We start from the raw sequence: 20426 nt of genomic DNA, 5'->3' as shown, positions 1-20426 counted from the left end.
CAAGATGATAAGCGTCAATTCGCTTTCAATTGGGAATGCGGAAGAGATGATGCTCAGTGGTCGGACCAGCTTAATGCGCGGCATTTCGGATCGCGTGCTCCTCGGAAATTCGTCTCCCGCCAAAGCGCACGGATTTGCGGCCACTACGGTCTTGATTGCCTTTCTCCTTCGCTATTTCCTAATGGGTGTTCTAGATGATCGGGCAATCTACATTCTTTTCGTGCCCCCCGTCCTCCTTGCAGCCGCAATCGGGGGCATCGGTCCCGGGATCCTTGCTGTCATCGCTTCAATCGGTTCGGCAGCCTATCTTCGGTCACTTACTCCTGGCGGGGTACAGATACCGGAATTGGTCGTGTTCACCACCGTGGGGGTAGCAATTTCCTTATTGGGAGAAATGCTCCGACGCGCTCAACATGAGTTAACAACTGCTGACGAGGCCTTGCGTACCAGAGAGGCGCATCTCCGGTCGATCCTGGACACTGTTTTAGACGCCACCATCGTCAGCGAGCAGGACGGCACGATCGTATCGTTCAATGCTGCGGCCGTCAGACAGTTTGGCTACGGCGAAGATGAGGTGATCGGCCAAAATCTGCGGATGCTGATGCCGCAGCCCTATCGTAAGGAACACGACGGCTATCTCGAGCGGTACCTCTCGACAGGTGAAAAGCGTATTATCGGAATCGACCGCGTGGTCGTCGGTCAAAGGAAGGACGGGTCGACCTTTCCCATGAAACTTGCCGTCGGGGAGATGCAATCCGGTGGTCGAAGGTTTTTCACAGGTTTTGTACGCGACCTGACTGAGCGCGAAGAATCGGCCGCTCGTCTGCAAGAGGTTCAGACAGAGCTGGCTCGCCTCGCCCGTCTCAACGAAATGGGCGAAATGGCCTCGACGCTCGCCCACGAATTGAACCAGCCACTCTCCGCTATAGCCAATTATGTCCACGGTTGCGGGCGGCTGCTCCAACAAGCCGAAAGTCCACGCGACATCCAGATACGCGATGCGCTGAAGGAAGCCGGCGAACAGAGCCTGCGTGCGGGACAAATCATCAAACACTTGCGGGAATTCGTCACCAAGGGAGAGACGGATAAGTCTCCCCACAACCTGCGGCAACTGGTCGAAGAAGCCGGCGCGCTTGCTTTGGTCGGGTCGCGCGAGAAAGGCGTGCGAACGGTCTTCGATTTCGAATCAGGCGCAGACCAGGTCCTGGTTGACCGAATCCAGATACAGCAGGTGCTGACAAACCTCATGCGCAACGCCGTAGAGGCGATGAAAAATACGCCCAAGAAGGAACTTTTGGTCACCATTCGGCGCTTGGGCACTACAGAGGTGATGATCGCTGTCGAAGACTCCGGCCCGGGCATACCTGAGGAAGTTGCGGCCGACCTGTTCAAGCCGTTCACAACGACCAAGGCTGGCGGAATGGGCATTGGATTATCGATCTCTAAGCGCATCGTCGAGGCGCATGGGGGCGATCTCATCGTTTCCACCGGGAGCTTGGGCGGCGCACGCTTCGGCTTTACCCTGCCGCAATACAACGAGGAAGAAAATGCCGATTGACGACTTCACCGTGCATATTGTCGATGACGAAGAGGCGGTCAGGAAATCGCTAGCCTTTATGCTGACGATGCATGGACTGGGTGTCCGCATGCACGAATCCGCCAGCGCGTTCCTCTCTGTCGCTCTAAATCTCCGGCAAGCCGTGCTCATTACCGACATGCGCATGCCCGATCTTAGCGGACTGGACCTCATTCGCCGACTGGCCGCGCTCAAGACAACGATCCCGTCGATCATGATAACGGGGCATGGAGATGTGCCGATGGCCGTGGAAGCGATGAAAGCAGGAGCCGTCGACTTCATTGAAAAGCCGTTTGACGACAACACCATTGTTGAAGCGATCCGACGCGCCTCTGAGCGCCTGAGCGATGCCTCGTCGCCAATCGAGAGTGCTGAAGACATTCGGACGCGCATCAGCACCCTCAGCGACCGCGAGCGTCAGGTTCTAACCGCGGTTGTCGCCGGACAACCGAATAAGGCGATCGCCTTTGCTCTCGACATTAGCCCGCGCACCGTTGAAGTTCACCGGGCGAACGTCATGGCGAAGATGCAGGCCCGCAGCCTCCCAGAACTGGTAAGAATGTCACTCGCGGCGGAAACCGAAGGCTAACCACGGCATCGTCTTGATCTGGAACAAAGCCCGGGCTGTCCGGCTATGCAAAGTTTGAGGAATTATTGCGCCTCGAACCCACGGAACCGTATTGTCCAGCCCGCCACCCGTCGTCACGATTGCGAAAGACGAAGCCTTGCTCCGCTCCTTGGTCTTCGCGATGGAGGCGCACGGATATCAGGTCGAGCAGTTCCAGTCATGGGTTGCAGCAAGAGAACGAAGCTCCATGGCCGAGATCCTTGTCCTTGACGGATCTCTTCCGGCGTTGGATATCGAAGCATGTTTGGCGCTGGCGACCGGCAAGAGGGTCGTATTGCTTGCTGATGACGACGTAGACCATGTGAGGCGCCAGAACATTCTCGTCCTTCACAAACCTCTCTCTGGCTCTGATGTCATCGCCGCCTTGGCCGCACTACGTAGTAACGCGTAGTGGAACGAACGAATTTCGCACGCAGCCATGCTTCGTCATGATCTGACCGTCAACAAAGGGTCGGTCCCATGCACGCTTCTACCGCTTCTATCCCCTCCTTCAGCTTCAATGCCGCCGTAGCCCTTGATGGTCGTCGTTCATTCGCTCGGCCGCGCGCGATCTCATTCTACGGGGCGGGAACCGAAATCTACGCCCAGGGCGAGCTGGCGGGTGCGCTCTATCGGATCGAGTATGGAGCTGTTCGGATCTTCCGTCTGCTCGCCGACGGCCGCAGACAGGTGGTTGCGTTTCACGTTGCCGGAGAGACCTTCGGTTTCGAAGCGCGGACCATGCGCAGCTTCTTCGCTGAAAGCATCGTCCCTACGGGTTTGACAACCCTAACGATCGAAGAAAGCGGCCGCGCTTCCTCCGAATTGATGGCGCTGGCGCTAGAAAGCATGGTGCGGGCGCAGGAACATCTTTTGGTCGTCGGAAAGCAGAGCGCCCTTGAAAAAGTGGCCGTCTTCCTCGTTGACCTTTACGAACGCCAAGGCGCAAACGGTTTGATCGACCTTCCAATGACCCGTACAGACATCGGCGACTATCTTGGCTTGACGATCGAGACGGTCTCACGGAGCTTCTCTAAGCTGCGCTCGATGGGGGTCATTCGACTCAAAAGCGCACGCGCGGTCGAGGTGTTGAACCTAACGAAGCTACGACTGACGAGCATATAGGCAGTTCGCCGGACTCGTGGCCACGATACAGTTTCCCACACGCGCCCACACGAGCAAGCGCAACATTGGGGCGCCCGTCGCGGTCGATCGATTTCTTTGAGGAATGGTCCAAAGGTAACCGTGACATCATTCACGACGCAACCCTGAAGACGTGCTACCTCGCCCACGACGGACATAAACCCCTTCAGGTGGCGCGAGACGCACTGCGCGCCTTCGCGAAGAAGAAGGGTATACTCGTGAAAACTCCCGCGGTTGCGCCGTGGATGATCAAAGCAAAGTCCGGCGGCGGGCGACTCTCGCCTTAAACCAACCTTCCCGCGAGAGGCTGCGATTGCGGCCTCTTTTCGCTACGATGCGCTAGCATCGGCGCAGTATGCTGGGCGAGCATCAGTCGCACCAAACACCGCCAATTCCACAGTTTAGGGAACAAGCGCAGGATGCGCCGAGACGCTTTGTCTCCCGCTCGATAAATACGGCGTGCTCGCCCCGACGGCGTTACGACTTTTCCTTCCTCAGCGCGAGCATCGTCACCACTTCCCCCTGCAAGTCCAGGCAGATCTGGCGATACTCATATATTAAGTCCTCACGCCTCGTCATCTCTCGCTCGAGATTGTCAAGTGTCGTCGAAGCCAATGCGTAGGCCTCGAAAAGCTCACAGATGCGTTCCTCCATCGCGCCCCGCAATTGCTCGCGATGGCGTGGCAGCACCATGGCCAGCCGAGCCCGCCCCAGTTCTAACAAGCTCATGCGCCTTCCAATGTTGCGCGGCCCGCGTTTTCCAACGGCACGAGGGTCTGGACCGTACGGATTGCTCCCCACACGCCTTCACATATCGCGCCATTCGCGACGTCCGGCAAACATCATTGCTGGTTACGAGCGGAGGGGAAGTACGTAACGGTTAAACGGGCCTGACCCGGGGTACGGCTTGCGAAACCGAAGTGTTACGTTGAGAGATTATTCGATTCTGGAAGCCCAAAACGGGCCATCAAAGCAATACACCGTTCTCGTGGGAACAGGCTCTGTCCATCCACGCTTAGGAAGCAATGTGCCCGATTTCGGTCCTGAATCGGGTCGCTAGTAAGCCAGCTGCCGGCGTAGGCTTGGGACGATCCAGTCGAGGAAGCACCGCACCTTCAGCGGCAGGGGATCGGCTGGTCCATGGATAACGTTCACAGGTAGCGGTTCCGGTGCAAAGTCCGTCAGCAATTCGTGCAGAGCACCGGAGCGCAACTGTTCGGAAATCTGGTAAGACAGCACCCGGATAATGCCGATACCGGCTATTGCAGCCTGAATGGCAGCCTCCGTCGTATTGACCGCGAATTTAGGGCGCGGCTCGATGGTAAAGGCCGCGCCGTCCCGGCGGTAGCGCCATTCCGGCGCGGTCGCAAAGCCCTGAAAGCTTATGCCGTCATGGTGGCTGAGGTCTTCCGGCTGACGCGGAACGCCTCGGCGGGCAAGATAGTCGGGGCTCGCGCAGATCACCCGTCGGACGGCCCCGACGCGCGTTGCGATAAGCGCGCTGTCCGCCAAGTGTCCGATGCGCAGGGCCACATCGACGTGCTCATCTGCCAGACTTAGCTGCCGATCGGCGAGGGTCAGGCGCAGGTTGATGTCGGGTTGCTGCTTCAGGAACTCCAGAGCTATTGGCAGCAGATGGCGCTCACCGAAGGCAATCGGGGCAGTCACGTGGAGCCCTCCACGCAGCGCGCCATAGTCGCCGCTGGCCTGCCGCTCTGCCGCATCCAGCTCCTCCAGAATACGACGTGACGCGGCGACGAAGCTGCGCCCCTCATCCGTCAAGGAGAGACCGCGGCGGGTGCGCAGGACCAGGCGCACGCCAAGGTGTTTTTCAAGATCCGCGACCCTGCGGCTAACCGTGGCGAGCGGTGCATGCAATCGCCGCGATCCAGCCGAGAGGCTGCCGGCGTCCACCACCGCCAGCAGCACCGACATCGCTTCAAACCGATCCATCGTACCCTTCCGGAAACTGAGAGGAAAGTTCCTGAAATGGCAGGATACCCTATTGGTTTCGGATATCCTAGCTTTTGCGTCGATCCGGGGGACGCCGGCCGGCTACCTGTATTGCCAATGACGAGGAGAAAGAAGTCATGCCTCAACTTTCACGTCGTGCCTTTGCCAGCGCTCTTCCTCTCGGCCTCCTCGGGGGAGGACTTATCAGTGGCGCACCGGCCCCTGCCGCCGCGCAGAATACCAAATCGCCGATCAGCGTTACGCCGCTGGCGCAGATCCGCATCGGTCGCTTCACGGTGACGGCGCTGACAGACGGGTACGCCGATATGCCCTTCTACTATTTTCCGGGACGCGCTGCGGCCCAGGTGGAGCAGGCGGCAGTCGCTCAGTTCACCGCCCGGCCGAGTGGGGTGCGGTTCCTCTTCAACCAGTATCTCATCGATGATGGCGAGCGCCGCATTCTGATCGATGCCGGTGCAGCGGGCTCAATCGGGCAGACCGGCAAACTGCCGCAGGCGCTCGGTGCGCTTGGCCTGCAGCTTGACCAGATCGACGCGGTGATCGTAACCCATATGCATCAGGACCACATGGGCGGTCTGATCGCCGGAGGCAAGAACAACTACCCAAAGGCGGAGCTCTACATCGATCGTCGCGACGTCACCCATTGGACCGACCAGGCCAAGCGCAGCGGCGCGCCCGACTATCTGCAAACCAGCTTTAAGATGGCGGAGGAGGTGGTGCGCCTCTACCCGAAACTCCAGGCGATTGACGGAGAACGCGAAATTGTGCGCGGCGTCTCAATTGTCGACCTGACCGGCCATACACCCGGCCATATCGGCGTGCGGGTCGAGGATGACGGGAAGAGCCTCATCATGGTCTCGGACATGATCTTTCCGGTCGTGCATCCGGGGGCGACCGACGTGTTCTTCCTGTTCGAGCAGGACCGTGCAGCGGCCAAGGCAATGCGCGACCGCTTTTTCCCTCGCGCCGCTTCGGAAGGCGCACTCATCGCCGCCACGCACATGCCCTTTCCAGGGCTCGGCCGTGTCGTCGCCGACCGTGGCCAGATGCGCTGGGAGGTGGCCGACTGGGCCTTACAGGATTGAAGTTAGCTCCGGCGGTCTAGAAAGTTAGGAACGGAATGAGCAGCAGATATCTCAGTATCGCCACGACGCCCTCCTTAGCGGCCGCACAGCAGCACTATGGCAGCGCGGAGCAGTGGGCGCGGATCGGCGCGCGGCGCTCAAGCAGCCGAAACTGCGCAGAGCCGGCGTCTCGGTCCGGCAAAAACGGCTTTCATCGGCCCGCGCGACGGTTTTCTGCCACGCGCGTAACCGCCGAAGGTCTGGCCGCATGCCCAACCGGCCATGCGGCCGGCCGGGGCATGCGAGCTCACGTGTTGAGCGATCTCACGAATGGCATGACGCGGATCCGCTTGCCGAGCGCCCGATAGGCGGCGTTGGCGACTGCGGGGCCGATGGGCGGAACGCCGGGCTCGCCTATGCCGGAGGGCGGATTGGCGGAGGCGACGATGTGAACTTCGACCTTTGGCATCGCATCAATTCTGAGGGGCGTGTAAAGGTCGAAATTGCTCTGATCGACCTTGCCGTCCGTCAGCGTGATCTCCTCGCCGAGTATCGCACCCAACCCAAAGCCGATTCCGCCCTCCACCTGGGCGCGGACCTGGTCCGGATTGATCGCCAGACCGCAATCGACAGCGACTACGACGCGCTCGACCTTAATCTGGCTATTTGCGTCAGTCGAAACCTCGGCGATCTCGGCCACAACGGAGCCGAAGCTCTCGGCGATGGCAACGCCTCGGAAGCGCCCCTCCGGCAAGGGCTTCTGCCAATCCGCCTTTTCCGCCGCCAGCTTGAGGACGGTCGCGTGACGCGACTGCGGCTCAAGCATCGAAAGACGGAATTCGATCGGATCTCGTCCCGCCGTCTCGGCGACCTCGTCCAGGAAGGTTTCAGCTGCGAAGGCCGTATGGGTCGAGCCGACGGAGCGCCACCACAGAACCGGAACGCCGGCCTCAGTGGTGGTCAAACCCACCGTCTGGTTTGGAATGGCATAGGGCAGATTGTTGGCCCCTTCGACCGAGGTCGGGTCGACCCCATTCTTGACCATTCCATCGAACGCAGTCTTCGCCATGATGGACTGACCGACGATGTGGTTGCTCCATGCAACGAGCTTTCCGTTCTCGTCGATGCCGGCCTTGAGGCTATGCACATACGCGGGTCGATAGCGACCCGCGCGCATGTCGTCCTCCCGAGTCCACTGCACCTTTACCGGCGCGCGGAAACCGAGGGCCTTGGCCACATGCACCGCCTCGACGACGACGTCACCGTCGAACACGGCCCGCCGGCCAAAACTGCCGCCGGTCTTCATTACATTGAGGCGTACCTTTTCGGGGGCAATCCCGGCCACCTGGCCGACAAGCATCTGGTATACGTCCGGGAACTGATGCCCACCCCAAACCTCGAGCGTGCCGTTCTCGTTCATGCGCGCCACTGCATTCAGCGGTTCCATCGCGGCATGCGCGAGATAGGGGAACTCAAAATTTGTCTCAATGACCTTCGTTGCGCCGGCGAAGGCTGTCCCAGCATCGCCATCGTTGCGAGCGAGCGCGGCCGGCGTCTTCTTCGCAAGGTTCCGATAGGCAGACATGAGCTCGGCCGTGCCGCGCTTTTCCGCCGCCGTTTCGTCCCAACTGACGGTGACCTCCTCACGGCCCTTGATCGCCGCCCACATGTTTTCGCCGACGACGGCAACGCCCCGAGGCGTTTCGACGACGTCCACCACCCCCTTGACGGTGCGCGCGGACGATGCGTCGAAGGACTTTACCTTCGCTCCAAACAGCGGCGGATGGATCATCACGGCGGTCAGCATGCCGGGAAGCTTGATGTCGATCGTGTACTGCTCCGTCCCGTTTGCCTTACGGGCGCTGTCGAAGCGCTTCAGTCTGGCATTGCCGATCAGCTTCCAGTCGCTCGGTTGCTTAAGTACCACGTCCGTGGGCACCGGCATTGTCGCCGCCTTTGCGGCGAAGACACCGAAACCGGTGCTCTTGCCTGACGGATGGGCAAGAACGCCGTTCTCGACGGTGATCTCTGCCGCGGCAACGCCCCATTCGGAGGCAGCGGCGGCGACCAGCATGGAGCGGGCCGCGGCACCCGCCTTGCGATAGCGCTCCCAGGAGGACGCCATCGACGTGGACCCGCCGGTGCCCTGAAAGGCACCTCCAAAGGCGATGTTGCCATAGGCCTTCACATCGCCGGCGGCCCCCTTCACTTCGATCGTCGACCAGTCGGCATCGAGTTCTTCCGCCACCAATGTGGCAATACCGTTATAGGAGCCCTGGCCCATCTCGAACTGCGACGAAAGTACGGTCACTTTTCCATCGCCGTCGATTGTCACGTAGGGGGAAAAGGCATGTGAAGCGCTGGCCGTCGCTGTCTCGCCCGCTTCCGCCGGGGACGCGGACAGGAGGCGAAAGCCGACGGCCATACCAGTACCTGCAGCAAGGGCACCAATGAGAAACTGTCGCCGCGATGCCTGCGCTTTGGCGGCGGGGAGGAAAACCGATTGCATGAGTTTGGGCAGCATGGCTCAAGCCTCCAGACGCTTTGCGGCTTCGTGAATGCCGGCTCGGATTCGCTGATAGGTGGCGCAACGACACAGGTTGCCCGACATGGCCGTGTCGATGTCCCCATCGCTCGGCTTCGGATTGTTCGCCAGCAGGTCCGTCGCCGACATGATCTGCCCGGATTGGCAGTAGCCGCACTGCGGGACGTCGAGATCGGCCCAGACAGCCTGAACCGTTTCCGCGACCTTTCCCTCGAGGCCCTCGATGGTCGTCACTTTTGCGCCTTCGATGTCACCGACCAAGGTCTGACAAGACCGAACCGGCGAACCGTCGACATAGACCGTGCAGGCACCACACTGCGCCATGCCACAGCCGAACTTCGTCCCTGTTAGTCCAACCAGATCACGGATCACCCAAAGAAGCGGCATATCCGCCTCGGCCTCGACCGTGTGTTCGACGCCGTTGATCGTTACGATTGCCATGATACTCTCCTCGCGTTCGGGCGCGTGGTCTCGGGATGCTTATCCGGAAACCCCGCTTCACGCGCCGCGGCCCTTCGCCAGACCACGGCTGCACCTTAGAAGACCATCCTACATGCTGGTAGGTTCGATCCTGCCAGATTATTGCCTATTCCTCTTGTCCTGACGAAATTGTGATCATGACAAAAGATGCGCCAGCGCACCAACGGTGCGCTCCACTTCTATTCGGCAGCCCGTCAACCGATAGAGTCGCGTCTTTTCGGGTCGCTGGCGCTGAGGATTGCCTTGATGTCTCTGAGCGGCGGATGACCGAAGGCGCGTCGATATTCCCTGTTGAACTGTGTCTGGCTTTGGTAGCCGACGCGCAGCGCGGCTGTAGCGGCGTCAAGCGATTCCGAAAGCATCAGTTCCCGCGCATGATGCAGCCGTAAGTGCTTCTGGAACTGCAGTGGGCTCATGGCTGTCATGGCGCGGAAATGGTGGTGCAACGTGGATATCCCCATGTTGGCAATCTCCGCGAGTTCTTCTACACGAAGCGGCCGGGCATAGTTTTCTTTCAGCCATGCGACGGCCTTTGCCACCCGGTTACTGTTCGTGCCAGCGAGCGCGAAACGCCTGAGCCGCGCACCTTGCTCGCCGGTGAGCAGCCGATAGAGTATCTCGCTCTGGATTTGATTGGCCAGGAACGGGATGTCCGCTGGCGTGTTCGCGAGCGAGATCAGTCGCAATAAGGCGTCGAACAGCTCCGGTGTGGCGGCGCCAACCGCGACGCCGAGATCGCGTCCGGCTGCATCAAGTGGCTGGATGTCGTAATTGGCAATGATTCGACGCAGCTTTTCGAGATCAAGGCGTAGCGTGGCTGCCACATAGGGCTCGCTCTCGCTCGCCTCGCAGATCTGGCCGGTCATCGGCAAGCCGATGGCGGTCATGAAGAAGCAGGATTCATCGTAAACGAGCATTTCGTTACCGACATGGATACGCTTGCTTCCCTTAATGATGAGCGCCACGCTTGGTTCGGAGACGCTGGAAAACGGGCCCGCTGGCTCGATGATGCGATAGAGCGAAAGCTCCGGAACAGGGTGGCCGTAGCGAACGCCGTCCCATGGCAGTTGCGAGAGCATGTCGAGAATTCGCGCCCGAATGGGCGCGGTTTCCTCGCGCAGGTCGCGTTGCTGCATAATCGTCTTGCTCGCCATGCCTTGACTGTCCTCCGACCCGCCCGTCAAGTTGGCTTCTTATCATATTACGTTGATCTCAACAGGATTAGACAACCACAGTGCCGGAACACGCGGCGAAGCATCCGCGCCAGAAGGGGCATCAACCAGCAGATCAGCGATCGAGCGCGTGTCAGTTCGATCGCGGCATGCGCCCGCGAGCTGCTCGGATCACTGGGGACCTCTCAACCTCTCCGCGATCGCGAGGAGGTAGCGGCAAAGGCGCGCGCGAGAACAGCATCCCGGTTCGCGTAAGAGAGTCCGTTACGTACAGGAGATCTCAGCCAGGTCTCAAGTTGGCGCATGTCAGCCTTGGCCATCTTCTGCAGTCGGCCCGTTCGAGACGATCGGCCTTTGCCGCTGCGACGCAGCGGAAGCCGACTACGCATCCCTCGCCTTGATGCGATATGAACCTCGGTTCGTCAAAACGGAACGAACACTCTCAGTCACCTGAGTTCGACATCCCATTGAACGGCGCTAATCTTCACACTGTTAGCAAGAATGTACATAGTACTCCTCGCCGACTAAAAGTAGAACAACATTACCTTCACTGTCTGCAGGCCGCCCGTGGATCAAATACTAGCTATTCGAACATTTGTGCGCGTCGCCGAAGCCGGCTCCTTCGCCAAGGCGGCTGACACGTTGAACCTGCCCCGGTCCTCGGTCAGCAAGCTCGTGCAGGATCTTGAGGCGCATCTCGGGACGAAGCTGGTGGAACGCACCACACGGTCCGTCACGAAGACCACCGAGGGTGTCGCCTATCACGAACGCGCGCTGAAGCTGCTCGCCGATCTCGATGACATGGACGGCACCGTTGCCGGTTCCCGCAGCGCGCCCAAGGGAAAGCTGCGCGTTGACATCGGCTCCGTGCTGGCAAACCAGATCCTCATCCCTGCGCTTGCCGACTTTCAGCACCAGTATCCTGATATCGACCTTATGCTCGGTGTCAGCGATCGCCCCGCCGACCTCATCAGTGAAGGGATCGATTGCGTTATTCGCGGCGGAGCCCTCGGCGACTCGTCGATGAAGGCGCGCAAGCTATGCGAACTGGATTACGTCATTTGCGCATCGCCCGCCTATCTGGATGGACTCCGATTGCCGGAGCGGCCTGATGATATCGAGAGTCATCGTATCGTCAGCTACTTCTCCGCGTCATCTGGAAAGAGATTTCCATTGCGGTTTCAGCGCGGCGAAGAGCGAACCGATTATGTCCCAACCTCCAATGGCATTTCGGTCAATGAAAGCACCGCGCATCTAAACGCGCTGCTCGCCGGGCTGGGGATCGGACAGAGCTTCGGGTTCCTCGCAAGACCGCATTTCGAGAGCGGGACGCTGGTCGAACTTCTGCCTGACTGGAGGCCGGACAATCATCCGCTGCACCTCGTCTACCCGGCCGATCGATTTCCAAACCCGCGGCTGCGCGCCTTCACAGAGTGGGCGGCGAAGGTATTCGAAGCCGTCGACGCTAGGCGCGATGTGACGACGAAGACCATCCATACACATGAATAATGTCTCCACCTTGAGCGGCTTCTTGCCGCTAGCCTGACGAACTAACTTCTCCTCATCGGACGGCGACGAGACCAACAGCCCACGCACCTCCCGAACAGTTTCAGAATTTCAACAGGCCGCGCATCCGGGCTGACCCCTTTCGTGCGCCCAGCATCAGGAAAGCAAAATGACCAAGAGACTTGAAAACAAGATCGCCGTCGTCACCGGAGCAACCAGCGGCATCGGCCTTTCGACTGCCAAGCTTTTCGCCGCCGAGGGCGCACGCGTCTATATCACCGGCAGGCGCATCGATGCGCTCGACAACGCAGTCGCTGAGATCGGCCATGGCGCGGTCGGCGTACAGGCCGACTCCTCGAGCAACGAAGATCTCGACAAGCTGTTCGCCCAGGTAAAGACGGAACAGGGGCGCCTTGACGCCCTCGTCGTCAACGCCGGTGGCGGCAGCATGCTTCCGCTGGGCCAGATCACAGAGGAACAGGTCGAAGACACCTTCGGCCGCAATGTGAAGGCCGTTATCTTCACGGTCCAGAAGGCGCTTCCGCTTTTGGGCAGGGGCTCGTCGGTCGTGCTGACCGGCTCGACCGCCGGCACCGAAGGTACGGCTGCCTTCTCCGTCTACTCCGCTTCCAAGGCCGCCGTCCGCAACCTGGCGCGCTCCTGGGCGCTTGACCTGAAAGGTACCGGCATCCGCGTCAACGTCGTCTCGCCCGGCGCGACACGCACCCCGGGCCTCGTCGAGCTCGCCGGTGAAGACAAGGAACAGCAGCAGGGCCTGCTCGACTATCTCGCCTCGCGCATCCCGCTCGGCCGCGTCGGCGAATCCGAGGAGATCGCCAAGGCGACCCTTTTCCTGACTTCCGATGATGCGAGCTTCGTCAACGGCGCCGAGCTCTTCGCCGACGGCGGCCAGGCCCAAGTCTAAAGCCCGAGCTCTTTCCGGTCGAGCAGCCGTTCGACCTCGCGAATGTTGGCAAGGCTGCCGCACTTGTCGAGAAGCCCGGCAAGATGGGGCGGTCCTGCTTTCCTCCTGCGAGCAAGTGACCCGTTGAAGCACGAGAGCTGAAATCCAGAAGATCCAGGCTGAGCAAATCCAGACATCGCCGCTCGCTTGCCCCGGATTCTCCTCTCGATGTCGTGAAGCTTGCCCTGAATGAGCTTGCGGGCAGTAAGCAGCGCACGCACCTCCTGGGCGGCCAGGGATTTGCAGTGGAGCGGTCTGAATCAGCCAAGCCGCATCAACTGCGCAATACCCCGGGCGTCCTTCTTGTTGATCTTGACCGGCGTTGTCTTGAAGGCGGCACGCACTTGGCGTGTCGCGATCAGCTCGATGAAAGACCTGCTTTCACCATCCCGGAATGCAGCCCCAGCGGCAGGGGGACGGGCTCCAGACGAATGCTCTCCATCGTGAGCGCCGAACTAGGCGATCAGCGCTTCGGATTCGCTGAGGATCTTCGCTTCCCGGACGATCCGGCCATCCGCATCCACCACACACACGCTGGAGTATTCCCGACCACCGGCCCTTCAAACCTGCAGGGACGGTTTCCGCCCATTACACTACTTTAGAAGCGCATAACGAGAGCAACGATTGCTCGATAGAAGGTCACCTCGCCGCCGCTCTTGTCAGGCTGCTGTTCGCGTCATGCGCGAGCCGACGAGCCGGCGCACCAACTCCTCCTCTGACGTGAAGCAGCCGTCCTGGATTGCGCCGAAAGCGGCCGCGGCAGCCCAGATCTTGGCGGATGCGCCCAGATCTGCATCGGGGCCCTCGAGCCGGAATGAGACCGGTGACAGCGGCCCGAACAAAAGCGGGCGCTGGAGTTCCGGCCACGCGGCGAGATCTGGCTCGACGCCTGCATTGCGCGCGAACATCAAGGCGGCGACGTGCATCGGCAGGCTCGGCTGGCCGGAGCGCACCGCTCGGACCTTCTCGACGCCCGCCCACATCGTCTCTATTGAGGGCAAGGGCTGTCGCCCTGCAAAGCAATAGGCGATCCAACGCGCCTGCAGTTCGAGGACCGGAAAATAGGGGCCGATGAGGTCGTAAAGACCGAGGAAGGCGAGCCTCGGAAGGTCCGGGTGGAACGTGTGGTCATGGAGGTCGAGATGGTTACCATCGTGGCCGATCGTCTCGGAGATCTCCCTGCTTAGCCAGGGGAGGGACAGACGATAGCCGGTACCGAACAGCAGGCCATCCGCCTCGAAGGCCGAACCGTCCGAGAAGCGGACCGTTCGGCCTTCGAGGCTTTCGATCCAGGGGCGCACCGCGATCCGACCCTCCGCCACCGCCGGAAGAAAGTTCTGCGATTGTGAAATGCCGGCCGCGAAGATGCTCTCGGCTGCCGCCGGTGCACCGAACTGGTCCGGCCGACCGGCGGCCTTCACGACGGTGGACTTCATGCCCGCCCCCAGTTCTTCCGGGGGGAGGACCTCCCCAAGAAGGGCTGCCGCGCGGGTGAACATCACATGGTCGGTCGGGACCCCCGCAATTATCTTCGGCAGGACGTAGCGTTGACGATGGTTGGTCGAAACCACTTCCGTCGCGCCGCCGAATGCTAGGTCAGAGGCAATTTCGAGCGCGCTGATGGAGCAACCGGCCACGACGACCTTTCGTCCGCGATATCGCTCCGCACCGGCATATTGTGCGGTGTGCGCAACCCCGAGCGCGCCGTCAAAGGACTTGAGACCGGCGAGTTCCGGCACGTGCGGAAGATTGTGGCGGCCGGTCGCCACGATTACCTGCCGGAAGATCTCAGCCCGCGTCGTTTCATCGGAAGCCGAGCGGATGAGCCAGCCCCCTTCCGCCGACCGCTCGAGCCGCTCCACCCGGTTGCCGAGGCGCAGATGCGGCAGCAGGCCGAAAGTAAAGGCGTAGCGTTCCAGGTAATTCAGCATCTCCTCCTGCCGGACATAGGCGGGAGTGCCCGGCGCATGGTTCAAGTCGGAAAACGCCGTCGTAATGCGGCTTGTGTTCGTTCGCATGCCAGGCCAGGTTGCGCTGGTGGCGGATGCGGAATTCCACTGGCCGCCGAGGCGTGGGGCCGCTTCAATGATTGTCGGCACCAGGCCGTGGGCGCTGAGCCACCGGCTCGCGACAAGGCCACCGGGACCGCCGCCGATCACGGCGACGGCGTTTTCGGGCATTCTTACTGGGCGATTGTCTTGCATGTCGGGCCTCCTGCTTGCTGCCGCTTTCTTTAGCCGGCTCGCGGGAGGTCGTTTCCTAAAAGCTTCTTAAGCGGCGAAGCGGGAATCCTAAAACTTGCCTAATTGCTGTAAGGGTCAAGCCAAGGGAGACCAATACCGATGATCGACGAAAACTTGGCCCGCTTCATAGAAAGCCCGGTGATGCAGATCGTCGGGACGGCCGATGAGGCGTTGAAACCCGAAATCGGGCGCGGGGCGGGGGCCTGGGCGTCTGACGACCGACGCGTGATCCACCTGGTGCTGTCGGGCTGGCAATGGCCGGGAACCGTGGCCAATCTCAAGACAAACGGACGTGTTGCCATCACTTTTTCGCGGCCGGCGGATTACGTCTCCTATCAGATCAAGGGCGAGGCGACACTCCGCGCCGCGCAAGCCGAGGAGATCGAACGCTCCAGCCGTTATCTCGTCGATATGGAATCCACGCTGATGCGGCTAGGAGTTGCCGCAGAGATCATCGCCCCGTGGCTGTCCAACCGCGACCCGCTTCTTGTTAGCATCGCGGTGGCAGAGATCTTCCTGCAGACGCCCGGCGCCCTTGCCGGCACCAGGGTTTGGAGCGCGGCTACGTGACGCTCGGCCTTCTCAATCTCGAGGCTTGCTTCGAAGGAGTCGTGCCGTCGATCATTGCTACCGCCGACGGCAATGGCGTTCCGAACATCTCCTATCTTTCGCATGTCGCCATGGTGGACGGCGATCATGTCGCGCTCTCGAACCAGTTCTTCGCCAAGACATCGGCAAACATCCGACTCAACCCGCAGGCGGCGCTGGTTGCCGTGGATGCGCGAAACGGAGCCCAGTTCCGCCTGGACCTTGCCTTTGCCTATTCGCTCGACGACGGGCCGCTGTTTGAGCAACTGTCGCGGCACCTCGACGCCACTAGTGCCCAGGTCGGCATGGCGGGCATCATGCGGCTGCGCGGCCTCGATGTCTTCCGAGTGCTCAGGATTGAAAGCATCCGATCGACGATTGAGCCCGAACGGAACCCCTCGCCCGCGCGCGATCGCCTGCTGGCGACGGCCCGCGTCATCGAAATGATCGCCGCTGAAAGCGATGCCGCCGGCATCGTCGATGCGACGCTCGGCGGCATCCGATCCTGGCTCGGCTTCGAGCACGGCCTGTTCCTCCAGCTCTACGAGGAGCGGCGCCAGCTCGTCACGATCGGCAGCCTGGGCTATGCGCCATCCGGTATCGGCTCGGACGTTGAACTCGGCCAAAGTGTCATCGGTGCGGCGGCAAAAAGCAGCAGCATCGTCAAAGTCAGCGACATGAGCCGCGTTCGTCGCCTCAACGCAGCGGTGCGCAACTCATCGAGCGATGAGAACCGCACCCGGTCGATCGTGCTGCCCGGAATGCCGGATGCGATGAGCCAGATCGCAGTGCCGCTCATCGTCGCCGGCGTCGTTCGTGGTGCCTTGTTCTTCGAAAGCCGCGCGCGACTTGCATTCACTAGGGCCGACGAGGCGGCACTGTCGATCATCGCCCGGCAGGCGGCGCTGGCGCTCGCCTTCAGCGAGCGGAATTCCGAGGAGGTGGAAGTGGGCCGTCGTGCGGCGCAGCTTTCGCCGGCTACCGACAGGACCATTCACGTCGTACATCACCGCTTCGACGACAGTATCTTCATCGACGGGAACTATGTCATCAAAGGCGTGGCCGGGCGCTTGCTCGCTTTCATGCTGGACCAACATCTCACGAGCGGACGCAACGAATTTACGAACAGGGAAATTCGCCTGGACAGTGGGCTGCGCCTGCCGGATTTCAAAGACAACCTCGAAACACGGCTACTGCTCTTGCGGCGCCGGCTCGAAGAAAAGCGGCTGCCGATCCGTCTCATCCGCCTCGGACGCGGGCGGATTGGGTTTGGGGTAGAGGGGCGTGTGCGCCTGAGCCGGGAAGGCGCATGAGGCTCTTCGCGACGTTTTTCGACATGCCCTTCCCCGGTCCCCACAAGAAACAAACCTTGAAACCCCTCCTCGCGTTGAACAGGTTCGAACCTTAGTACCGGTGATTGCCGGGACTTCATGTCACTACTTGACCCGGTCGTAGCCTGAAGTTGCAAAGTACCAGTTTTCATCAAGTGTTTCCGCTGAAACCGATTTTCACGAGCGGGTATTGAAACTCACGGCATTGCAGACCGCGCGGAGCTGGAGCGCCTGCAACGCATAGTCATCGGCGACGCGCATTACGTGTATTTGGGACCGCGAACCGAGGCGGGTCGTCGGCGAGCTCGACCGCAATTCTGGGACCGCCATACCTGATCATGGCAGCGCGCGGCATGAGGATCTGCCGGAGCTGATTGACGGGCTGACTAGCTCAGGAACTCGATCCGGTGCTTGCTGCCGCCGCCCTAGCCATCGGGTTCGTGCCCGAGCGTGAACAACCTAGCAACAGGCCAAGGCTCGTGATGAGCGGTTACGTTCGGCACGAAGCGGACTGTCAATTCGTTGCGCGGAGACGGCAGGCTTGCGGCTTATGTCCGTCGTAGAGGTCGCCATCACGCTAGCCCTTAAGCAGACTAGCTCCGCATCGGCGTCATGTCTCCTGCGCGCCACTAGCGGTCATGCCTGTTGCGGACGCGCACGGATCCCGTGTCACAGAGTATGGTGTGCGAAAGAGCTAAGCCTCAGTCATATTGATTGAGGTCGATCAAGGATGGTTCGGCCTCTATCTCTTAAGCTCGTCTGAAAGTGAGATCATCATGACCCAGACCCTGCAAATGTTGACCAACCCGACGCGGTACCTGTTTTTCACGGGTAAGGGCGGGGTCGGCAAGACGTCTCTAAGCTGTGCGAGCGCGATCACGCTCTGCGACGGCGGAAAGCGGGTGCTGCTGGTCAGCACTGACCCCGCCTCCAATCTGGACGAGATGCTGGCGACGCCGCTGCGTGATATCCCCACCCCAGTCCCATCCGTGCCCGGCCTCTACGCCATGAACATCAATCCGGAAGCCGCCGCTGAAGACTATCGCGATCGTGTATTGGCACAGATGGCAGCCAACGCCTCCGAGAGAGAAAGGAACACGGTCCGGGAACAACTTTCCGGAGCCTGCACAACGGAGATAGCCGCCTTCGACGCCTTCGTCGGGCTCCTTGCAGACGACATGTCGACGGTGGACCATATCATTTTCGACACCGCCCCCACGGGTCACACGTTGCGGCTTCTCAGTCTTCCGAAGGCATGGACGGGTTTTCTCGAGGAAAATGATCGCGGCGCATCGTGCCTGGGTCCGCATTCCGGCCTGAAGATGCAGGAGGCGCGGTTCCAGAAAGCACTCGCATGCCTGGGAGATGAGAAGCGCACCCGGATAGTCTTGGTCGCCCGTCCGGACAGGAGTGCCCTTCGGGAGGCTTCACGCACATCAGGAGAACTGGCGGCCCTTGGGCTGAAAAACCAATTGCTTGCGATCAATGGGCGGTTCCGCGCTACGAAAAGAGACGATCCAATCGCAGTCGGGATTGAGCGAGCACAAAGTGGCGCGCTCTCGACGATGCCGGTTGAACTGTCCCGGCTGCCGAGCGACGAGTTTCCGATGCTTCCCTTCGACACGGTGGGTCTCGATGCACTGCGTGCCTTGTTCGCACCTCAGTCACAGGCGTCGACCGTCCAGAAACCGGTGGCAGCCGCCCAGACCACCCTGCCGTCGCTTGCGAAATTGATTGACGAGATCGCCGGTGGCCGCAAGGGCCTGGTGATGGTGATGGGAAAGGGCGGCGTCGGGAAGACGACGGTCGCTGCGGCCCTTGCGGTCGGCCTGGTCGAACGCGGCCATGCCGTGCATTTGACGACCACTGATCCGGCGGCTCACCTGTCGTTCGTTGTCGAGGGGCATATGTGCGGTCTGACGGTCGACAGGATTGATCCGGCTGCCGAGACCAAACGCTATATCGAGAAGATCATGTCCTCACGCGGACGCGATCTCGACGAGGAAGGCAAGGCGCTGCTCCGGGAAGACCTTGAATCTCCCTGCACGGAGGAAGTCGCTGTCTTCCGCGCCTTCTCACGGATCGTGGCAGAGGCCCGCGACGCCTTTGTGGTCATCGACACCGCTCCGACGGGGCACACGCTTCTCCTGCTGGATGCGACGGGAGCCTATCATCGCCAGATGACGCGACAGATGGAGGCAGTCGGGCCTGGCCGGATAGTCACGCCACTGATGCGCCTTCAGGACCCGGACTATACCCGCGTCATCCTCGTTTCCCTTGCGGAAACGACGCCAGTCTCCGAAGCGGCGATGCTGCAGGAAGACCTGCGGCGTGCAAAGATTGAGCCTTACGGCTGGGTGATCAACAGGACCATGGCGGCCAGTGGCACGCAAGATCCGGTTCTGCAGTCGCGCCTTGCGGGGGAACAGGTCCAAATCGACCGGATCAGACGCAACCTGGCGAAACGAGCCTATATTCTGCCGTTCCAGGCTGTTCCCCCGGTTGGCATCGAAGCCTTGAAACGGCTCTCTCCGCCATGCCCATAGCCGTCAAAGCGGCCTGAGAGGCCTCCCGCCGAACAAGACGAGAAGAATAATGAGGATTAAGCCAATCGACCTAGCCTGCCCTTTCCAAACTCAACAACCACTTTCTGTTGCAAGGCGGAAGCGATTTCCGATTGCGTCTTTGGCTGATCCCAAGCCCCAAACCCGTTCCATGGGCAGACCCATTTCGCTTGATACCGCCAATTGCCCAAGTCATTCGAGTCGATCTGGATCATAATTTAAGTCTGTCCGACTGATATGGTGGCACTCGGCTGAGGAGACCCGCTATGCCCTATACGCTCGACAAATCGCTGTCAGGTGCCAGTTTCGAAGACGCTGTCAGCCGGACAAAATCCGCACTCTCCAAGCACGGTTTTGGGATCCTGACCGAAATCGATGTCAAGTCGACGATGAAGAACAAGCTCGACGCCGACGTCGAGGACTACCTCATACTTGGAGCCTGTAATCCGCAGATGGCCCACGAGGCGATGAAGCTGGAACCGAGAATCGGGGCCATGTTGCCGTGCAATGTGATTGTGCGGGCCATCAATGGGGGAAGCATCATGGTGAGCGCTATCGATCCAGTCGCCTCGATGCAAGCAATCGATAACGACACGCTGAAGGGTCTGGCCGGCAAGGTTCGGTCGATGCTCGAAGATGTCGTCGCGGATATTTGAGAGCGGACAGAAT

General features: G+C 60.7%; 18 protein-coding genes and 2 pseudogenes. 14 read left to right on the top strand and 6 right to left on the bottom strand.

Annotation, left to right across the window (positions count from 1 at the left end; genetic code table 11):
• The first annotated feature begins 73 nt into the window (after positions 1 to 73).
• From OVA00_RS33160 to OVA00_RS33140, 5 genes and pseudogenes are all read left to right on the top strand, one after another.
• Entirely contained in the window at positions 74 to 1558 is a 1485-nt protein-coding gene (locus tag OVA00_RS33160; RefSeq protein ID WP_234824618.1) for a PAS domain-containing sensor histidine kinase, read from the top strand.
• Positions 1554 to 2165: a response regulator FixJ gene (gene fixJ, locus OVA00_RS33155; RefSeq protein WP_181529640.1), complete on the top strand. Its 612-nt coding sequence runs from the start codon at positions 1554 to 1556 to the stop codon at positions 2163 to 2165. Before OVA00_RS33160 ends, fixJ begins: the two co-directional genes overlap by 5 nt.
• Positions 2166 to 2391: 226 nt before the next feature.
• The gene (locus tag OVA00_RS33150) at positions 2392 to 2595 is read left to right on the top strand and encodes a hypothetical protein (protein ID WP_146749601.1); all 204 of its coding nucleotides are present in this window, start codon (positions 2392 to 2394) and stop codon (positions 2593 to 2595) included.
• A gap of 68 nt (positions 2596 to 2663) precedes the next feature.
• Complete coding sequence (locus OVA00_RS33145; protein ID WP_112773078.1) at positions 2664 to 3308, top strand: helix-turn-helix domain-containing protein; 645 nt, start codon at positions 2664 to 2666, stop codon at positions 3306 to 3308.
• Positions 3309 to 3391: 83 nt separating this feature from the next.
• Positions 3392 to 3613: pseudogene (locus OVA00_RS33140) on the top strand (DUF982 domain-containing protein); the annotation flags it as partial.
• Positions 3614 to 3803: 190 nt separating this feature from the next.
• Here the strand turns inward: OVA00_RS33140 and OVA00_RS33135 are convergent.
• A complete protein-coding gene (locus OVA00_RS33135) occupies positions 3804 to 4055 on the bottom strand; it encodes a hypothetical protein (protein ID WP_112773080.1) in 252 nt (83 codons plus the stop codon).
• A 327-nt stretch (positions 4056 to 4382) separates the two neighbouring features.
• Positions 4383 to 5279 carry a LysR family transcriptional regulator gene (locus OVA00_RS33130; RefSeq protein ID WP_112773081.1) on the bottom strand — a complete coding sequence of 299 codons (897 nt, stop codon included), beginning with the start codon at positions 5277 to 5279 and terminating at the stop codon, positions 4383 to 4385.
• Positions 5280 to 5416: 137 nt separating this feature from the next.
• On the opposite strand from OVA00_RS33130, the gene OVA00_RS33125 reads away from it, so the two are divergent.
• The gene (locus OVA00_RS33125; RefSeq protein WP_268090490.1) at positions 5417 to 6385 is read left to right on the top strand and encodes an MBL fold metallo-hydrolase; all 969 of its coding nucleotides are present in this window, start codon (positions 5417 to 5419) and stop codon (positions 6383 to 6385) included.
• A 286-nt stretch (positions 6386 to 6671) separates the two neighbouring features.
• Here OVA00_RS33125 and OVA00_RS33120 read toward each other — a convergent pair whose 3' ends face one another.
• From OVA00_RS33120 to OVA00_RS33110, 3 genes are all read right to left on the bottom strand, one after another.
• Positions 6672 to 8888: a xanthine dehydrogenase family protein molybdopterin-binding subunit gene (locus OVA00_RS33120; RefSeq protein WP_268090489.1), complete on the bottom strand. Its 2217-nt coding sequence runs from the start codon at positions 8886 to 8888 to the stop codon at positions 6672 to 6674.
• 3 nt (positions 8889 to 8891) lie between these two features.
• Positions 8892 to 9350: a (2Fe-2S)-binding protein gene (locus tag OVA00_RS33115; protein WP_112773084.1), complete on the bottom strand. Its 459-nt coding sequence runs from the start codon at positions 9348 to 9350 to the stop codon at positions 8892 to 8894.
• Between the two features lie 233 nt (positions 9351 to 9583).
• The gene (locus tag OVA00_RS33110) at positions 9584 to 10543 is read right to left on the bottom strand and encodes an AraC family transcriptional regulator (protein ID WP_112773085.1); all 960 of its coding nucleotides are present in this window, start codon (positions 10541 to 10543) and stop codon (positions 9584 to 9586) included.
• Between the two features lie 150 nt (positions 10544 to 10693).
• Between OVA00_RS33110 and OVA00_RS33105 the strand changes: the two are divergent.
• The 4 genes and pseudogenes from OVA00_RS33105 to OVA00_RS33090 form a co-directional block, all read left to right on the top strand.
• Positions 10694 to 10816, top strand: a pseudogene (locus OVA00_RS33105) (DUF2277 domain-containing protein); the annotation flags it as partial.
• A gap of 312 nt (positions 10817 to 11128) precedes the next feature.
• The gene (locus tag OVA00_RS33100; RefSeq protein ID WP_268090488.1) at positions 11129 to 12070 is read left to right on the top strand and encodes a LysR family transcriptional regulator; all 942 of its coding nucleotides are present in this window, start codon (positions 11129 to 11131) and stop codon (positions 12068 to 12070) included.
• Between the two features lie 166 nt (positions 12071 to 12236).
• Complete coding sequence (locus tag OVA00_RS33095) at positions 12237 to 12992, top strand: SDR family NAD(P)-dependent oxidoreductase (RefSeq protein WP_112773087.1); 756 nt, start codon at positions 12237 to 12239, stop codon at positions 12990 to 12992.
• A 212-nt stretch (positions 12993 to 13204) separates the two neighbouring features.
• A complete protein-coding gene (locus OVA00_RS33090; RefSeq protein ID WP_181529639.1) occupies positions 13205 to 13633 on the top strand; it encodes a hypothetical protein in 429 nt (142 codons plus the stop codon).
• A 57-nt stretch (positions 13634 to 13690) separates the two neighbouring features.
• On the opposite strand, the gene OVA00_RS33085 is transcribed toward OVA00_RS33090, so the two are convergent.
• Positions 13691 to 15235: a flavin-containing monooxygenase gene (locus OVA00_RS33085; protein ID WP_112773088.1), complete on the bottom strand. Its 1545-nt coding sequence runs from the start codon at positions 15233 to 15235 to the stop codon at positions 13691 to 13693.
• Positions 15236 to 15373: 138 nt separating this feature from the next.
• On the opposite strand from OVA00_RS33085, the gene OVA00_RS33080 reads away from it, so the two are divergent.
• The 4 genes from OVA00_RS33080 to OVA00_RS33060 all read left to right on the top strand — a co-directional run bounded on the left by OVA00_RS33080 (position 15374) and on the right by OVA00_RS33060 (position 20413).
• Complete coding sequence (locus OVA00_RS33080) at positions 15374 to 15844, top strand: hypothetical protein (RefSeq protein ID WP_112773089.1); 471 nt, start codon at positions 15374 to 15376, stop codon at positions 15842 to 15844.
• Positions 15841 to 17175 (top strand): GAF domain-containing protein, encoded by a 1335-nt coding sequence (locus OVA00_RS33075; RefSeq protein WP_268090486.1) that lies wholly within the window; start codon positions 15841 to 15843, stop codon positions 17173 to 17175. Before OVA00_RS33080 ends, OVA00_RS33075 begins: the two co-directional genes overlap by 4 nt.
• A gap of 794 nt (positions 17176 to 17969) precedes the next feature.
• The gene (gene arsA, locus OVA00_RS33065; RefSeq protein WP_268090485.1) at positions 17970 to 19739 is read left to right on the top strand and encodes an arsenical pump-driving ATPase; all 1770 of its coding nucleotides are present in this window, start codon (positions 17970 to 17972) and stop codon (positions 19737 to 19739) included.
• A gap of 284 nt (positions 19740 to 20023) precedes the next feature.
• Positions 20024 to 20413, top strand: coding sequence for a DUF302 domain-containing protein (locus tag OVA00_RS33060; RefSeq protein WP_112773090.1), 390 nt, complete (start codon positions 20024 to 20026; stop codon positions 20411 to 20413).
• Positions 20414 to 20426 lie beyond the last annotated feature (13 nt).

It is taken from the genome of Ensifer sp. SL37, assembly GCF_026672675.1.
GTDB classification, from domain to species: domain Bacteria; phylum Pseudomonadota; class Alphaproteobacteria; order Rhizobiales; family Rhizobiaceae; genus Ensifer; species Ensifer adhaerens.
The sequence above is the reverse complement of the archived record's forward strand: the minus strand, read 5'-3'. Positions and strand labels throughout refer to the sequence as shown.

What these genes read in the sequence shown, in the direction of transcription:
- OVA00_RS33120 (WP_268090489.1), bottom strand. Translation starts at nt 8,888, where the DNA reads ATGCTGCCCAAACTCATGCAATCGGTTTTCCTCCCCGCCGCCAAAGCG.
- arsA (WP_268090485.1), top strand. Translation starts at nt 17,970, where the DNA reads ATGACCCAGACCCTGCAAATGTTGACCAACCCGACGCGGTACCTGTTT.
- OVA00_RS33115 (WP_112773084.1), bottom strand. Translation starts at nt 9,350, where the DNA reads ATGGCAATCGTAACGATCAACGGCGTCGAACACACGGTCGAGGCCGAG.
- OVA00_RS33130 (WP_112773081.1), bottom strand. Translation starts at nt 5,279, where the DNA reads ATGGATCGGTTTGAAGCGATGTCGGTGCTGCTGGCGGTGGTGGACGCC.
- OVA00_RS33080 (WP_112773089.1), top strand. Translation starts at nt 15,374, where the DNA reads ATGATCGACGAAAACTTGGCCCGCTTCATAGAAAGCCCGGTGATGCAG.
- OVA00_RS33060 (WP_112773090.1), top strand. Translation starts at nt 20,024, where the DNA reads ATGCCCTATACGCTCGACAAATCGCTGTCAGGTGCCAGTTTCGAAGAC.
- OVA00_RS33110 (WP_112773085.1), bottom strand. Translation starts at nt 10,543, where the DNA reads ATGGCGAGCAAGACGATTATGCAGCAACGCGACCTGCGCGAGGAAACC.
- OVA00_RS33145 (WP_112773078.1), top strand. Translation starts at nt 2,664, where the DNA reads ATGCACGCTTCTACCGCTTCTATCCCCTCCTTCAGCTTCAATGCCGCC.
- OVA00_RS33160 (WP_234824618.1), top strand. Translation starts at nt 74, where the DNA reads ATGCGCGGCATTTCGGATCGCGTGCTCCTCGGAAATTCGTCTCCCGCC.
- OVA00_RS33085 (WP_112773088.1), bottom strand. Translation starts at nt 15,235, where the DNA reads ATGCAAGACAATCGCCCAGTAAGAATGCCCGAAAACGCCGTCGCCGTG.
- OVA00_RS33135 (WP_112773080.1), bottom strand. Translation starts at nt 4,055, where the DNA reads ATGAGCTTGTTAGAACTGGGGCGGGCTCGGCTGGCCATGGTGCTGCCA.
- OVA00_RS33150 (WP_146749601.1), top strand. Translation starts at nt 2,392, where the DNA reads ATGGCCGAGATCCTTGTCCTTGACGGATCTCTTCCGGCGTTGGATATC.
- OVA00_RS33125 (WP_268090490.1), top strand. Translation starts at nt 5,417, where the DNA reads ATGCCTCAACTTTCACGTCGTGCCTTTGCCAGCGCTCTTCCTCTCGGC.
- OVA00_RS33095 (WP_112773087.1), top strand. Translation starts at nt 12,237, where the DNA reads ATGACCAAGAGACTTGAAAACAAGATCGCCGTCGTCACCGGAGCAACC.